Source organism: Butyrivibrio sp. AE3003 (assembly GCF_000686065.1).
GTDB lineage: Bacteria > Bacillota > Clostridia > Lachnospirales > Lachnospiraceae > Butyrivibrio > Butyrivibrio hungatei_A.
The window spans coordinates 2,811,319-2,825,763 of the sequence record NZ_JMLX01000001.1 but is presented as its reverse complement, the minus strand read 5'-3'; the positions used below and the strand labels follow the sequence as shown (position 1 = coordinate 2,825,763).

Here is a 14,445-nt window from a genome sequence, read left to right as displayed (position 1 = left end):
TCATAAATCTGACCTTTCGAAAAAAACCTGCCCTTTGTTCTTAAACAACAGTGTCACAATATCAAACTCACTTTTCGTAAGCTCCACGAGTTCGCCTCTGACCTTCAAGCGGCACTCATTTGGATATAGCAAAACATTTTCATCTCTTAACACCACACCTGCGGAATCTCTATTGTCCCTTCTGATATGAGCCACAATTCTGGCTCTAAGCTCTGCTATGGAAAAAGGCTTCCTGATATAATCATCCGCTCCTATCGAAAGCCCGTATACTATGTCTTCTTCCAGCGCCTTCGCACTAAGGAAAATAATCGGACAATCAACGACTGCTCTTATCTTCGCCAGCAGATCGTATCCGCTTTCGCCGGGCATCATAACATCCATTATTATCAAACTATATACAGACAGATCCTGCGGAAGAGACTGAGTCGGAGAAAGGACAGTATCTACCTGATACTGCCCTCTTAATGCTTTTTCTATAAGAATCAAAATTTCTTTTTCATCATCAATTGCTAAAATTCTCATCGCATCACCATGTAAAGAATAAATGATAGTCCATATAAAACATAGATATGTGCGGGATAAAACCAGTAGAACAACTTGGCATTTCCCTTTCCACGCTCACCATTGTAGCATAACATGAGTATTATTGAAAAAACGCTGAGCCATTCATATGCATCAAAAAACAGTGTCTGCACATTCAGCTGCATTCCCATTACCGCAAGAGCGCCCACATTTATCAAAAGGCACATAACAGCCCATGCATAAATGCGAATTTTCTTATTCTTACAATAGCTGAAAAGAAGAAGTATTATTCCCTCAATCACTGTGATAGTTCCGCCATCAGCAATTGCCGTATGCATTGGCAAAAATGAAAGTGCACACATATTTGCCAATGCCAATCCGGTACTGTTATTCGCATTCATAAATGGTACAAACACGCAATAATATGCGATTATCGGCCATATCAAAGGCACTATCAAAGCTGTCAGGCCTTTTACCCATTTCTTTTCCCTGATCCACTCTATCCCCTGCATTACAACAAACAGTATCGCAAAGCTTGATAACATCCCGTTCTGCGGAAAGAATCCATCGCCTCTGACCGCAGGCGACAAGACGAAATAAAATCCAGACTGAATCACTCCCATTACAACTGAGATCAGATATATTTTCAAAAAATATTTCTTTCTATCGTGCGTGTGAATAAATCCTTCCACGAAACAAAACAAGAACAGCGGCGCCGCCAATCGACCTATCCACGAAAACGCGATCGGCACCTTTCCCGTAAATTCAAAAAAGTAGTGAATATGATCCAGCACCATAAACACCAGTGCAAGATATTTCAAACCAAAACCTGTAAGACCCTTTTCCTTGATATTAAACATTTCCGTCATCCTCCTGTTGAATAGAGGATAGATGGTAATTATAAGGAATTTATAAGGATGGGAAAAAATCAATTTAAAGCAGCATAAATCTCCTCTATTACAGGCGATTTATGCTCAATGTATTTATCTATATCATCAGGGTATAGCGTTGCTGCCTCAAGTTTTATATTTCCATATTTTTCCTTGTCGTCCGGATGACTTCTCAAATAATCCCTGAACGCAAGATGTCTTTTTAACTCTGCAGAATCTTCCGGACATACATATAAATGATGTGTCTGCAAATGCTCTTTTCCCTCATATGCAAAGGCTTCGCGCCCTTCGATTCCGAGATTACCTTCATGTGTATATCCGATGGTTTCAAGCGCCGCGATAGCTCTGTCAACATCCTCCGCCTTTACAACTGCATCAATATCAATAACCGGCTTAGCCGCCAGCCCCTCAACGGATGTGCTTCCAACATGTTCAATAGAAATTGCAACGTCGCCAAGCACCGCTGACAGCTCATTCGTTATATCTATAAAATCTTGCTTCCACTTCTCATCATACGGAAGCACTACTACATGTTTTGTTCTCATGGATGTCACCTCACAAATAAAACAATTTCATTTTTATAACCATAAGAAATCACATGGCATCGCGCAGCCAAAATCAATTATTTTCACCGGCTTATCTATCTTCCATACGCATTTTACAAGGAACTCAAAATAATCATTATTCCACAGGTTCTGCCTTGTACTATGTAAATATACCTTTTCCGATCCCCAATCTCTGGAACCATCTATTCCTGATGCTTTTTTCATAAACTCCCCCGCAATTGATTTATAACTTTTTTCAATCCGTTCTTTCTAATGTTGTCCAATTCCTCTGCATTCAGGCAACCACTCTGATAAAGTCTCAGATACTCCTTAGATACATCTGAATCAAAGATCAACACATCATCGGAATTAATTGTCACATCAACACCGCTACGATAAAGTTCCGCAATTGGATGAGTTTTAAAGTCTTTAACTCTTCCAAGAAGATAGTTACTTGTAGGTGTAATATTTAGCCTGATGTGATTATCCGCCAGAAAACGAATCACAGAAGAATCTTCCACCGCCGCAATTCCATGCTGTATCTCATCAAGTTCAAGGCACTCAACCGCTCTACGCACATCTTCAGCTGTTCCCCACTCGCCTACGTGCGCCTTAAGTCTAAGCCCTTCTGCTTTTGCGCGTCGATAGATTGGTTTGAAATTCTCTATTGGCTGTGCCAACTCATCTCCATACAGATCAATTGAATAAAACGCTTTACATCCCCAGAAATGAGAAAGGCAATCTTCCAAATACGCTACATCACAATGCCTGGATAACCCAATCTGAAGCCTAAGCTCAATTTCCGGTGCGATTTCTTTATGTGATAATTCAAACGCTTCAACAAGTTCATCTATATTCTCATGAAAAAACTCACCCAGCCCCCAGACATCTTCTCCTATTTCAAGTACGCTGACACCGTCCTCCTTTGCCTGCACAAATGTAGCCCGTATCAACATTCTACGCCCTTCAGGTGAATTAAAGTATTCTCCTATATTCTGCGCATTCCAAGCATGCATTTCATCCATGGAATTAAGTGGCTCTGTGATTGGTTGTATATCTTTTCCTGTCTGTTCTTTCAAAAATCGCCTGCTTCCGCCAAGTACAAAGTGGTTGTGTAGATCCGCCTTTGGGCATTTGCGGATATCATCAAGTTTTTCTTGTTTCAATGCCGTCTGAAAGTCCATCGTTGCTCCTTAATCAAGCTTATTCCATATTTTTATGCATATTCTAACGAATACTTAGAGAAAGAACTTTTTTATTATAGCATCAATCTCATTAGTTCCTAAGGGACTGATTGATGTTTCCTCTGTAATTATCAAATTTACTCCGATAAAAATTTCTTCCTTCATCAAAGATTTTAACCTTTGTACTGAATTCTTCGCATATTCTTTATCGTCTAACATGCCACGATGTTCCCAATATAATACTTTTCTTCTTTTGACATCCAAAACAGTGAAGTCAGGATGAATTATTCCCCCGCCACTTAGTTTTAATGGACATTCATATTTATATGGAATCCCCTTGTCCGCAAGTGCATTGGCTATATTGAGTTCTGACTTTGATCGAACCCTTTCTTTTCGTTTAGTTTCAAAAAAAGGAAGATATTCCGGAATAGGTTTTCTTTGATATGGCTCTTTTAACCAGAGTTGCACATAGTCCTCGTCCGAGACATCAATAGGTGTTATTAATTCTTTCGCTTCAGTAGGAAACGATGAATATGCTTTTTGAATCTTATCTATTGTATTTTCCGATTTGTCGATGAGTTTTTTCAGGCATTGAACCTCTACCGTGACAAGCTTATTAATCTTTTCGTCATAAGCTTTTTGAAGATATTGTTTAATCATAGATATTTCAGATTTATGAATATATTTTCCGGATTTTTCCGAACTTTCTCTTCGCAAATAAAACTGGACTCCATGCGCAGTTCTGCTCACATGTATTTTCCCCGGCGGCGCTTTTTCTAATGCTTCCTCTTTTGAATTCTTGATCAAAAGCAGCTCGTTGTACCTCCGCTTTGCTTCAGAATATAGATTGGTATATTTAGTCGTTAATAAATTTCGTTGCTTCTTCGTAATGATTCCTCCTTAAAAATATAAAAAGACTTGAATTATAAAAGCCTAAATTGCAAATAAAATTATAAAAGCTTGTACCATGCAGCTAAGTTGTTCGTTTTTTCTGCCACTTGTCAATCATGCCTTTCATGCTCGGACAGCGGAATTGTGAAAAATGGCATTTTCGTTGCAATAGATAATCATCATTTACTTTTTATAACAGCGAGATTATGAAAGCTGGCTTATCCGCTGTCATAAATTGTTTATCTACCTAGTTTCCAACATCGAAATTATAAAAAATTACTTTTTCGCCGCCGTATATAATCATCATTCGCATTTTCTAACAGCGAGATTATAAAAACCTACTTTTTCCGCTGTCATAGATGTTTTATTTACTTAATTTCCGACAGCGGAATATTAAAAAATAGCTTTTCCGCCGCCATATATAAAGCTTATGTGCTTTTTCCAACAGCACCCTCAATCTCGGCTTCTCAGCACGCAACACTAAAATCACAACACATCACATATCAAGGATTTTTGTGGTAAGACAAATATAACCACTCAAAGAAAAAATTATAGAAATCCTGAAACTGAATAAGAATATACTCCAACACATACAAAAAAGCAACTACAAGTTTTCAGCCTCGCGCCAAAGAGCCCGCATCCCCTATAAATACTAGAGGTTGCGGGCTTTGCTCCTTTACTCCTATAATAGAAATCGCTTGAAATACGAGGCTTCTGGCATGATGGTGGGTACTATGCCAGTCCTCTGATGTATATTTGCAATTGAAAAACCATCTGTGTTTCTGTAATGTATTAGCGTCCAAACTATACTACAGAGATACCAGAGGTACCCACAGATGGTTTCTGCTAATACATTATGTAAAAAATTGCTCAATGTCAATCATGCTATCGTAGAAGATGCAAACTTCTATCTTGATCGGGATGGTGTTACCCACCTCAGAATCCATGCGCGGACGGATAAATGGCATCAGGATGATTGTCCGTTCTGCCACAGACGCTGTCCTCGTTACGACCAGAGGATAGATCAGCCGCGCACTTGGAGAAGCCTTGACTTTGGTGCAACACTCGTAGAGGTTGAGGGGTGGACACATCGTATAGAGTGTCCTGAGCATGGTGTTGTAACAGCCTATGTTCCTTGGGCATATCCAGGAAGCGGATTCACCCGGGACTTTGATCTGACAGTCGGATGGCTTGCAGTTTATCTTCCTCGCAGTGTTGTATCAGAGTATATGCGCATCGACTGGGAAACAGTTGGGCGTTGTGTAAACAGAACTCTGAATGACATTGAACCTGAGCGCTCCAGAAGACTTGATAACCTTATAAACATTGGCATTGATGAGACCAGCTATAAGAAAGGTCACAAGTACATTACGGTTATCGTTAACCACGATACAAATACCGTTGTTTGGGCAGCACAGGGGCATGGTAAAGGTGTGCTGACGAAGTTCTACAAACAGCTTACTCCAGAACAGCTTTCATCCATCAAGGTTGTTACCGGAGATGGAGCAAAGTGGATCACGGAATGCGTTAACGAGTTCACTCCGGATTGTGAGCGCTGTGTTGACCCCTTCCACGTCGTACAATGGGCTATGGAAGCTCTTGACGAGGTTCGCCGTGAAGTATGGCGTGAAGCCTACGCTGAGTTCACACGCTTATCCAAAGAACATCCTCGTAAGAAAGGACGCCCCAAGGCAGATGATCCGGAAGCCGCTATATTGAATGCAGCCAAGGCTAAAGCAGATGAAATCAAAAACTCAGCTTATGCACTCGGCAAGGCTCCCGAAAATCTGACAGAGAACCAACAGAACCGGGTTACCATGATTGCTGAGAATAACAGTCGTCTGTATCGAGCTTACCGAATGAAGGAAACGCTCCGTCTCATCTTAAAAATCAAAGATACTGACGAAGCAGAAGCCGCTCTTAATCGGTGGCTCTGGTGGGCAAGTCACAGTAGGATTGATGCTTTCAAGGAGCTATACCTCAAGATCAAACGTCACAGGGATCACATACTCAATGCAATACGGCTGGGTATGAGCAATGCACGAATTGAGGCTACTAATAACAAAATCAAACTGATCGTCCGCAAGGCATATGGTTTTCGCAATATCCAAAACATGCTCGATATGGTCTACTTAGTATGCTCGGATTTGAGGATTCCACTTCCTAACAGAAAACCTCGAGGCGCATGATCAGCATAAATGCTGGGGATGATGGCATTTTTCACCCACCATTACCCCTGAAGAGCCTGAAATACAGCGATTTCTATTATAGGAGTTGTCGCCGGATGCTTCGACAATTTATATGAAAATCCCTTCGGGATTTCACGCATAAAATAGGAGACAGGACATAAATGCAAGCATTTGTCCTACCTCCTATCTTATGCTAAAACACTACGTGTTTTTCATTTAAAATTGTCTCGTGCCCGGCTCGTTATCACTCCAGTTCCCTAACTTAACCTGTACCTTAAACATTTTTGTTAGGGTTCTCTGTTACGATTTGATTTCATTTGGTTTCAGCTGTCCATATCGCATGGACTGTATCAGCTAATGTTATCAAATTGTTATCACGGAAGTGTTATCAAGTCAAACTAACTTAACTTCTCACTCACTTACCAAATACCTTCTCCATCACCTAAAATGATAGTCTTAATATTTTCATCTATTTGAGAGTCACTAAGCCCCTGTTTGATCAGTGGCTGGACAACCTCCCTGCTTTCACGCATATGCGGTAATTGTGACGCAAGCTTGCAGGCCTTATCTTCTCGCCCTGCTTTCAGATATAAAAAACATAACGCGGCTCTCATCGTTGATTTCTGCTTTTCGTTAATCGAAATAGGCAAACCTCTTTCCATTAACTCTATCGCTTCTTCTGTGTCACCTTTTAAAGCCAATGTACTAGCCAAGCCAAGTATCATTCCCGGCTTGTTTGGATATATTAGCAAGGCATCACGATAGGTCTTTTCTGCCATATCCAGGTCACCATTTCTTTGATATGCAACAGCTTTTTTATGAATATTGTAACGTGTTTCCTCTGCTCGGATGGTATCCATCCCAAGAAGCAAATCAACACTTGTCTCAAATATATTGGCTAACGCCGGGAGAAGCGTAATATCTGGATAGCTTTCGCCTCGTTCCCATTTAGATACGCTCTGCGGAGTTATTCCTAGAAACTCGGCTACATCTTCTTGCGTCAATTCTTTTAAAATCCTGTACTTCTTCAAGTTGGCAGGCAAATACATCATATATAGTTCCTCCGATATAAATTTTATTCAGAACGTTCTATGAAAATAATACCATTTATACATGTAAATCCAATGACGCAATAGTTGTGTTACGCTCAACTCCAATCTAGGATCATCTTTGTGCCTCAATTGCCTTTACGATGACCACGTCCAGCTAATCTACATACCCGATATCTTTCTTCAGATCAACAATCGTGCCACCACATTACAAGTTCATTTCTTTACTGTATTATAAAACGTTATTGGTTGAATAACACCAGATTCACAGTTCGCAATGTTAATACGATAATGCGTTGTATATATCTTAGCAGTTCCTAGGCAGCATTTCTTATATTTCTTGCCACTTCCACATGGACATCTATCATTTCGTCCAATATTTTCATATTCTGGACTGACGACTCGCAACTCGTCTACATTCCATAGTGCAAATGGATCCTTAACCACATTCATAAGTTGCTCCAAAGGAGCATAGTTATATTCCTGTCCCTCCATCTTAATTATGGCGTATTTATCAAATGGATCAGACACAATGGCAAATGCAAGGATTTCCATATCCGTTATTTCATGACAGCACATTTCTCCCATATATAACTGACCAATTCTATGATTACATCCATGTCTAAGACTTATCTTCTTACCACAGATAGAGCATTTCTCTTCTTTTATAATGTCTTCACGACTGGTAAACAGCCTATAAGGAAAAAGCTTTTGGAACTGCTTTACTGAATTCAGAATATGTCCAATGTAAAATTTCAATCCTACAGGACAACCAAAATATTTCTCAAAGTGTGGCTCCAGAAAGGATATTTCGATATCCGTTCTGTCCAAAGTATTCCAAGCTTCTTCAAAATTTCTGTTTTTTAGTCTTTCAAAAGCCGTTAAATATGAGCTTTGAATCTTATAGACCTGCTGAAGACACCATATATAATTGGCAGTTTGTTCATCCTTAGCATCTACTGCCTGCTTTTTCAGCTTTACTAATTCATCTGGGATCCGCGGATCAAGCTGACGATTTGGCTTTTCAAGATATTCTTCAATTTTCCTGGCTGTCATCCTTAAATATGTCCTTAGCTGCAGATTTTAATGCTTCCTCGATTCCATTTACTGGGCCCTCATAAGAAATCATTTTGCTTTTCTTTCCGTCTTCTGTAGTAATAATATTAACCCTTGCAGATACATCTTTTTTATCCCGATGCATCTTCTTTGCCTGATCATATAAATAATTGGATACCAGATTAATCATTATCGGCAGCACTATACTTGTCACAACAAAAGTTGCTATTGTTATACTGGCAGAATGTAATTCTAATTTTTTGAAGTCTCCATCATTAATAGCTATATCCGGTATTAAATTATCCGAACCATTATCTTTCACATACTCTAAAAATTCTTGTGTACATTCAGGAAAAACATAACCTTCTTTATCTTCCCGTTTTATGTAATCTGGAATCAAAAGAACATTAGCTTGCTTTATCTCCTCCGTCAATTCCTTAGGAAAGTACTCTTTCTCATAAATAGTCTCGAAAGTCTCTGAACAGTCTTTTACTATCAATGTTTTCTCATTAATTTCATGTTTCATATCTTCATTCTCCTCAAATACTATATAGGTCATACTTACCATCGCTTCATGTTTTTCAAATATTTTTCAGAATATGACTGTTTCAATTCTTCTGCCGAAATACCATAGCAAAGCAGCACATCATTGTAATACATTAGAACATCTGCCATTTCTTCAACTAAATCCTTTCTGAGTGCCTCATCAGAACACGATTTTGTTCCGCCATTTTTCTTAACGATGTCTATGACTTCTCCAATCTCTCCGACCATCCAAAGAAGTTTATTTTTCCCAGTCTCCGGACCGATAGTTTCCCATTTGTCTTTATATTTATCTTGCAAATTCCTTTGCATTTCCTGCATCTCGTTTATTGTAAAATCCAATCTAAGCCACCTCTATTTTTCAGCAACTACATAGTCACCATTTTTATAATTTCTCATCGATTTACTGATTCTAAATCCCGCCTTTTGCATCTCTTTCACCAAGGTATGCATATAAAAACCGTGCGTGACCACCACACTCTCGCAGTCGTCATTATTTAACAATTCAACAAATTTACTTGCCCTTGCTTCCGTCTCTTTTCTGCTTTCTGCTTGCCTATTGGAGTTAAGGAACCATTGAACTCGTCCCGTTATATTCCAAAACCACAATGGTAACTCCATCCTACAATCAAAACTTGACCCAAGCGGGACTTCGCTTACCAGTTCAGTACATATAAAATCCTTATTCCCAAATATTTCTATTGCAGTGTCCCGACTTCTAGGCAAGGTACTAACGTATACTCGTTTTAGATTAAAAACAGGAATATCATAAGACATCCGCATAATTGGTGCCTTGTCATACTGAGTACAAGCCTTATCAAACTCACAGGAACTATACGTTCTTTCCCAGTCATAAGCAACTGGTCCATGTCGTATTATAATTACTTTCAAATATCAAAATCCCCCACTATTTCACAAGCCACGAGCCTGTCTTCTTTGATCCGATTCTTTCAATCACACCTTCGTCAAGCAATTCCTTCATTAGCATTTGTACTGCCCTTCTGGATTTATTCATCATCTCTGACAGTTCTGCTTGCGTCAATGAAGGATTTTCTTTAAGAAGCAGCAATAGATGTTCTCTATCCGACATCATGCTTTTCTGCGCTTTATTTTGCGCTTTATTTTGCGCTTTATCATAAGCATAGTTGAGATTCCACAACGTAAGAAAGAAATTATACCCATCCGTGTAAAAAACTGGCTTTAATTCTTCCTTATATCGTTCCTCAGCTTCATAGGCGTCAAGGATTTTCTTAAATCCACTTCCTCTTCTCTCCATAAGCCGCATTCTTCCAAAAACATCCGCAAGAATCGGATTGCGTAGTTTTGACGGTACGTGTCTTATATCCAGCAACTGAACCTCCGAACCATCAAACATTCCTCCGGGATTAGTGATGACAATCCTGTCGTCATAGATATCTACCTGACTGTGGGCTCCTGTCTGAAGATAACTCCTGTGGATAAGAGCATTAACCAATCCCTCTTCCAATGCTCGTTCCGGATAGTCAGGCAACTCTACTCGTTTATCATTGTCTTTGCGCCATCCTTTTTTTGTATTGTTTTTTATAAAGGCCATGGTGCTATCATAAAGCTCTATGAGCCCACCTGTGTATTCCGCATCATCAAGTGCATCCTGTGTAGAATTAGCTTTTTCAAGACCATTCCACCTTGTACAAAAAATCCTTGAGTGATGAATATTCCATTGATCTGCAAACAAAATCCCTGCATTCGTCATTTGACCATCTTCTTGCATAAGCTTAAAACTCACAAGATCATTATCTAGCTCCAACGGGAGATGTGTTGCTTTCAAATATCTTTTCCTAAATGATTCAAATGTTAGCCTTTCTCTTGGAATATCCGAAATCATTTCATCATACGATGTCCCAGTACTTTTTATGATGAACTCTGTAAGTTCAAATCCGGTAATCTCCTTTTTTACACTTCCTGTTCGATAATAATATCTACCATGAAGATTTAACGGAAGTTTTGATTTCTTTACTTCGATTTGAATATATTTCTTTTCGTCCTTTGTTTTGAGGTTAACATCACATGTCATCCCAAAAGCCGCTGTAATCTTATTGGGAATATCCTCTAACAGCTTTTTTATAATCTTTTCTTCCAATCCCAGGACGTTACCATTATCATCAATACCAATATAAAGAGTTCCCCCTTGTGCATTGGCATAACCACAAATCCATTCGAGGTATTTATCCTGCCATGATTCTTTCCACTCAACAACCTGACTTTCATTTTCATCTATGATAAGGTCTATTTCTCGCATAATCGCACCTCTTTTTCATTCATTCCAAATATAAAATATCATATTTGCGCTTTATTTTCAATTCTAAAGCGCAAATTCAAAATTATTTTATGTGCTTTATGCGCTTTAATATTATTTTATCCAGTCTGAAGCCATATATTCCCTGTATGACATGATAACGGGAGCGTGACACGCCCCCGTCACTGTCTATCAAGGGAGTAGCTTAATCCAGTTCCGGTCCTCTGCGCTTCTTAGGTATCACCTGATTCGTTGGACGTTCAGCAGTCTCTTTCTTTAGCTCTGACAATCTGCCCAAGACACTTTCCCTGGTCTTTTCTTCAACTTCCTTACGCTTGTGCATATCCCACCACTCTTTAAACTTCCGCCATGCTCCTGCTACAAGCTTTCCAATTGGAGTTTTGGGTTCTTTAAGGAATGCGTACCTCATGAATTCTTTCTGAGCTTCCGTTTCAACCATTGTCTGAATCGTCTCTTCAGTCTGCTTGTTCAGTTCCTCCAAAACCGTTTCATTCACTTCAACGGCATTAGTCGTTTCTGCATATTGTTCATTCAATGATTCCAACGCCTCGGCTTTTTTTCTTATAAAGAACTCTTTGGACCAATCACTGTTCCGTCCCTTTTCGATTTCCTTAAGATCCTCTCCCTCGAAGATCTCGGGATGTTCGTTCATTTCCTGTTCGGCGTACTTATGCATTTTGTCTTGTAGTTCCGTAAGTGATTCCTGCGTGAAGACTCTTGTCTTTGCTGCCTGTTTCTGCATACCGCGCTTGTATCCCCGCCCTATCGGAAGTCCAATCACATGAGCATGGGGTGAATGCTCATCCAGGTGGACTACCGCAGATACAATCCGGAAGTCCGGTACAAGTTCCTGAAGATGCTTCAGCTGGTTTTCGAAGATCGGAAGCATCTGCTTCTTCATCTCCAATGACTTGTCATGCCAGAACTCTGCATCTCCAAGCTGGATGACAAGCTCAGCTGCCACATCGTTCTTTCCACTTTCGGAAACGTATTTCAGATAATCATCAATCTGTCGATCTGCCCGCTTGCCTTTGTTATATTCTTCAAGGCAAGCGTCAAATTCTTGATGATATGCTTCTTTCAGATCATCAAGAATATTATCTCCGCCGATAAGTACGTAAATATTGTCCCGACAATATTCCGGACTTTCATACTGGCGGAGATTATGCTTGCTCGCAGCCGCCACTTTTTTCGTGGTGGTAAGAGCATGCTTCTTGTTGGATAAATGTAATGAATACGAGATCATATTTCTCCTTTCATGATCGAGTGTGAATTACATGTGAGACAACAAGAACGCCCCGCAGGGCCCTCGGAGAGCCCCCGGATAATGATGCGAAGTGTCATTATCCATAGGGGGTTATCGATTATGTCCGTGGTGCTGCGCGCCACATAATCGGTATGCCGCCTGCGGCGGGAAATTCTGTTGTCAAGGTTCTTATAACGACCCAGTCGCACCGGATCGTATTCTATTAACAGAGGAAAAGTTACCATCTGAAATCCGGATGTATTCCTACCCGGTCAAGATATTCCTGTCTCGACTTTTCCCTTTCTTCTTCTGTAGGTGCTGTTTTCGATTTTGAATAAATATCATGATTCACCATTGTGTTAAGTTTTGCTTTAAGGCCTTTTTCGATTTCTTCCTTTTCTTCAAATTTATCCAAAAGGTGATAGCTCAAAAGTTTAAAAAACAGCTCCCGCGTTATCTGTACATATTTCATAAATCGCTCCTTTCAACCAAGTCCGCAACAACGCAAAGTCTTAATTTTTTTGCAACCTTGCATCCTTCAAGTCCGCAATTTCTTACTCCTTGCATTGTTGCGTTCTTCCTTTTATTCCGAATCTTCCCTGAGAACCCAATACCAGACATCGTTGATTTTTTTAGCTTTAAGTCCAAGTTCCTGTTTGGCATTCTCCATAGTCCTTTTGGAAATATTTTCCTCTTTAGCAATTTCAAAGATTTCTTTACTTGGAAGCATCCTGTGATTCTCTGCCAGTTCTTTTAACAGGGCCGTGGCACGGTCCTGTTTATTCACTTTAGGGGCAATACCTCCAAGCACTTCATCCGCCGTAATCTCATAATCTCCGATCCACCTGAAGCCGTCTTCTGAAAGTTCAAAAGCTTTCGAATGACCAAAGGCCGCGAGATTATTCTTAATCTGAACCATTGCTCTTTTGTCCGGTTCTCCTTCGATCCTTCCGACCAGAAGAACACTTCTTGCGACAGCATAGAAGTCTATCGATCCTATTCCTCTGTAAGCTGCCTTTGTACCACCGGCTTTGTTCATGTGACCAATAAGGACGATGGCGCATTTATATTTTTCTGCTAATGCTCCAAGCCGTTTAGTCATATCTCTTGCTTCATTTGCCCGATTCATATCCATCCCGCCGCCAAGATACGCCTGTATAGGATCAAGGATCAGGAGCTTCGCATTGGTCGTTTTCAACGCTTCTTCGATTCTCTCATCTGCCATGGATAATGATTTGTCGCTTTCATCAATCACCATTATCCTTGTGCAATCCGCACCGGCACTATCGAGCCTCGGCTTAACTGTGTCGGCAAGTCCGTCCTCCGCAGTCTGGTAAATCACATTGACGGGCTCACTGCAATTCATTCCTTCATCCAGCGTTTCGCACTTCGTCAGTTTCGCCGCAAGGTTCAATACCATCGTTGTCTTACCATCCCCGGGATCTCCCTGGATAATGGTAAGTTTTCCGTAAGGGATGAACGGATACCAGAGCCAGGACACTTCCTCGGCCTCGATTTCCGACATCTGAATCAATTTCAATTCTGTCTTGTTTTCTTCCATTTACATTTTTCCTCCGTTTTCATATTTTTGTGTTGAATGTAAGCGGAAGCCTTGTTATACTTTGAATTAAGTAAATTTGTATAAGAAAGCTTCGGCTTTTTAGGAAAAGTCCTCTGTTCCAGCAGAGGACTTTTTCGTTTACCTCCAATCGTCTTCATGCTGCATTCCTTCCATGATGGTTGCTATTTGTCTGATAAGTACAATCAGGTCAGGATCCACTGATGAACCGGCCTCAATCCTAGAAAGCTCATTCAGAACCTTTTTCAGTTCGTCCTTAAGTGCTTTATACACTTTAGGATTTCCCTGGACGGTTATTGTTTTGTTCATCAAGCGACTGATAATGTAATCCTGCTTCGTGTGACCTGAGAGGCGAACTTCCGCTTCAATCAGTGCATCTTCCTCAGGTGAAACCCTAAACGCCACTATCTTGTTTCTAAAGCGGCCCCTCTGATCCAAATTCTTTGCTGACATCC

General features: G+C 40.2%; 17 protein-coding genes. 1 reads left to right on the top strand and 16 read right to left on the bottom strand.

Translation table 11 applies throughout. The features are described 5' to 3' along the window. From CD00_RS18485 to CD00_RS18475, 6 genes are all read right to left on the bottom strand, one after another. A complete protein-coding gene (locus CD00_RS18485; protein WP_330370432.1) occupies positions 1-522 on the bottom strand; it encodes a response regulator transcription factor in 522 nt (173 codons plus the stop codon). Continuing rightward, the gene (locus tag CD00_RS0113550; RefSeq protein ID WP_185750460.1) at positions 519-1,382 is read right to left on the bottom strand and encodes a TraX family protein; all 864 of its coding nucleotides are present in this window, start codon (positions 1,380-1,382) and stop codon (positions 519-521) included. The genes CD00_RS18485 and CD00_RS0113550 overlap by 4 nt, the downstream gene beginning before the upstream one ends. Before the next feature lie 68 nt (positions 1,383-1,450). After that, positions 1,451-1,957: a GrpB family protein gene (locus tag CD00_RS0113545; protein ID WP_026656994.1), complete on the bottom strand. Its 507-nt coding sequence runs from the start codon at positions 1,955-1,957 to the stop codon at positions 1,451-1,453. Between the two features lie 33 nt (positions 1,958-1,990). After that, positions 1,991-2,182: a hypothetical protein gene (locus CD00_RS18480; protein ID WP_051594212.1), complete on the bottom strand. Its 192-nt coding sequence runs from the start codon at positions 2,180-2,182 to the stop codon at positions 1,991-1,993. Then, complete coding sequence (locus CD00_RS0113535; protein ID WP_026656449.1) at positions 2,179-3,141, bottom strand: hypothetical protein; 963 nt, start codon at positions 3,139-3,141, stop codon at positions 2,179-2,181. Before CD00_RS0113535 ends, CD00_RS18480 begins: the two co-directional genes overlap by 4 nt. Positions 3,142-3,195: 54 nt before the next feature. Next, complete coding sequence (locus tag CD00_RS18475; protein WP_051594211.1) at positions 3,196-3,948, bottom strand: hypothetical protein; 753 nt, start codon at positions 3,946-3,948, stop codon at positions 3,196-3,198. A gap of 920 nt (positions 3,949-4,868) precedes the next feature. Here CD00_RS18475 and CD00_RS0113525 point away from each other — a divergent pair. Further along, positions 4,869-6,221 carry an ISL3 family transposase gene (locus CD00_RS0113525; protein WP_034461900.1) on the top strand — a complete coding sequence of 451 codons (1,353 nt, stop codon included), beginning with the start codon at positions 4,869-4,871 and terminating at the stop codon, positions 6,219-6,221. Positions 6,222-6,640: 419 nt separating this feature from the next. On the opposite strand, the gene CD00_RS0113520 is transcribed toward CD00_RS0113525, so the two are convergent. From CD00_RS0113520 to CD00_RS0113465, 10 genes are all read right to left on the bottom strand, one after another. Further along, entirely contained in the window at positions 6,641-7,273 is a 633-nt protein-coding gene (locus CD00_RS0113520; RefSeq protein ID WP_026656448.1) for a helix-turn-helix domain-containing protein, read from the bottom strand. Positions 7,274-7,486: 213 nt separating this feature from the next. Continuing rightward, entirely contained in the window at positions 7,487-8,326 is an 840-nt protein-coding gene (locus CD00_RS20755) for a YecA family protein (protein ID WP_051594210.1), read from the bottom strand. Further along, positions 8,307-8,885, bottom strand: a complete 579-nt coding sequence (locus tag CD00_RS0113510) for a hypothetical protein (RefSeq protein ID WP_207640501.1) — start codon at positions 8,883-8,885, stop codon at positions 8,307-8,309. The genes CD00_RS20755 and CD00_RS0113510 overlap by 20 nt, the downstream gene beginning before the upstream one ends. A gap of 2 nt (positions 8,886-8,887) precedes the next feature. Next, entirely contained in the window at positions 8,888-9,211 is a 324-nt protein-coding gene (locus CD00_RS0113505) for a MazG nucleotide pyrophosphohydrolase domain-containing protein (protein ID WP_026656446.1), read from the bottom strand. 12 nt (positions 9,212-9,223) lie between these two features. Then, a complete protein-coding gene (locus CD00_RS0113500; protein WP_026656445.1) occupies positions 9,224-9,760 on the bottom strand; it encodes a histidine phosphatase family protein in 537 nt (178 codons plus the stop codon). A gap of 16 nt (positions 9,761-9,776) precedes the next feature. Further along, positions 9,777-11,147, bottom strand: a complete 1,371-nt coding sequence (locus CD00_RS18465; protein WP_051594209.1) for an ATP-binding protein — start codon at positions 11,145-11,147, stop codon at positions 9,777-9,779. A gap of 202 nt (positions 11,148-11,349) precedes the next feature. After that, on the bottom strand, positions 11,350-12,411 hold the full coding sequence (locus CD00_RS18460) for a plasmid recombination protein (protein ID WP_051594208.1): 1,062 nt from the start codon (positions 12,409-12,411) through the stop codon (positions 11,350-11,352). 238 nt (positions 12,412-12,649) lie between these two features. Beyond that, the gene (locus tag CD00_RS0113485) at positions 12,650-12,883 is read right to left on the bottom strand and encodes a hypothetical protein (RefSeq protein WP_026656444.1); all 234 of its coding nucleotides are present in this window, start codon (positions 12,881-12,883) and stop codon (positions 12,650-12,652) included. A gap of 111 nt (positions 12,884-12,994) precedes the next feature. Then, positions 12,995-13,972, bottom strand: coding sequence for an AAA family ATPase (locus CD00_RS0113475; protein ID WP_026656443.1), 978 nt, complete (start codon positions 13,970-13,972; stop codon positions 12,995-12,997). A gap of 138 nt (positions 13,973-14,110) precedes the next feature. Then, positions 14,111-14,443 carry a plasmid mobilization protein gene (locus CD00_RS0113465; protein ID WP_026656441.1) on the bottom strand — a complete coding sequence of 111 codons (333 nt, stop codon included), beginning with the start codon at positions 14,441-14,443 and terminating at the stop codon, positions 14,111-14,113. Between the last annotated feature and the right edge of the window lie 2 nt (positions 14,444-14,445).

Excerpts from the sequence above, each read along its gene's own strand:
- CD00_RS0113535 (WP_026656449.1), bottom strand. The coding sequence starts at position 3,141 with ATGGACTTTCAGACGGCATTGAAACAAGAAAAACTTGATGATATCCGC.
- CD00_RS0113525 (WP_034461900.1), top strand. The coding sequence starts at position 4,869 with ATGGTTTCTGCTAATACATTATGTAAAAAATTGCTCAATGTCAATCAT.
- CD00_RS0113485 (WP_026656444.1), bottom strand. The coding sequence starts at position 12,883 with ATGAAATATGTACAGATAACGCGGGAGCTGTTTTTTAAACTTTTGAGC.
- CD00_RS18480 (WP_051594212.1), bottom strand. The coding sequence starts at position 2,182 with ATGAAAAAAGCATCAGGAATAGATGGTTCCAGAGATTGGGGATCGGAA.
- CD00_RS18465 (WP_051594209.1), bottom strand. The coding sequence starts at position 11,147 with ATGCGAGAAATAGACCTTATCATAGATGAAAATGAAAGTCAGGTTGTT.
- CD00_RS0113545 (WP_026656994.1), bottom strand. The coding sequence starts at position 1,957 with ATGAGAACAAAACATGTAGTAGTGCTTCCGTATGATGAGAAGTGGAAG.
- CD00_RS0113520 (WP_026656448.1), bottom strand. The coding sequence starts at position 7,273 with ATGATGTATTTGCCTGCCAACTTGAAGAAGTACAGGATTTTAAAAGAA.
- CD00_RS0113550 (WP_185750460.1), bottom strand. The coding sequence starts at position 1,382 with ATGTTTAATATCAAGGAAAAGGGTCTTACAGGTTTTGGTTTGAAATAT.
- CD00_RS0113475 (WP_026656443.1), bottom strand. The coding sequence starts at position 13,972 with ATGGAAGAAAACAAGACAGAATTGAAATTGATTCAGATGTCGGAAATC.
- CD00_RS20755 (WP_051594210.1), bottom strand. The coding sequence starts at position 8,326 with ATGACAGCCAGGAAAATTGAAGAATATCTTGAAAAGCCAAATCGTCAG.
- CD00_RS0113465 (WP_026656441.1), bottom strand. The coding sequence starts at position 14,443 with ATGTCAGCAAAGAATTTGGATCAGAGGGGCCGCTTTAGAAACAAGATA.
- CD00_RS0113510 (WP_207640501.1), bottom strand. The coding sequence starts at position 8,885 with ATGACCTATATAGTATTTGAGGAGAATGAAGATATGAAACATGAAATT.
- CD00_RS18485 (WP_330370432.1), bottom strand. The coding sequence starts at position 522 with ATGAGAATTTTAGCAATTGATGATGAAAAAGAAATTTTGATTCTTATA.
- CD00_RS18460 (WP_051594208.1), bottom strand. The coding sequence starts at position 12,411 with ATGATCTCGTATTCATTACATTTATCCAACAAGAAGCATGCTCTTACC.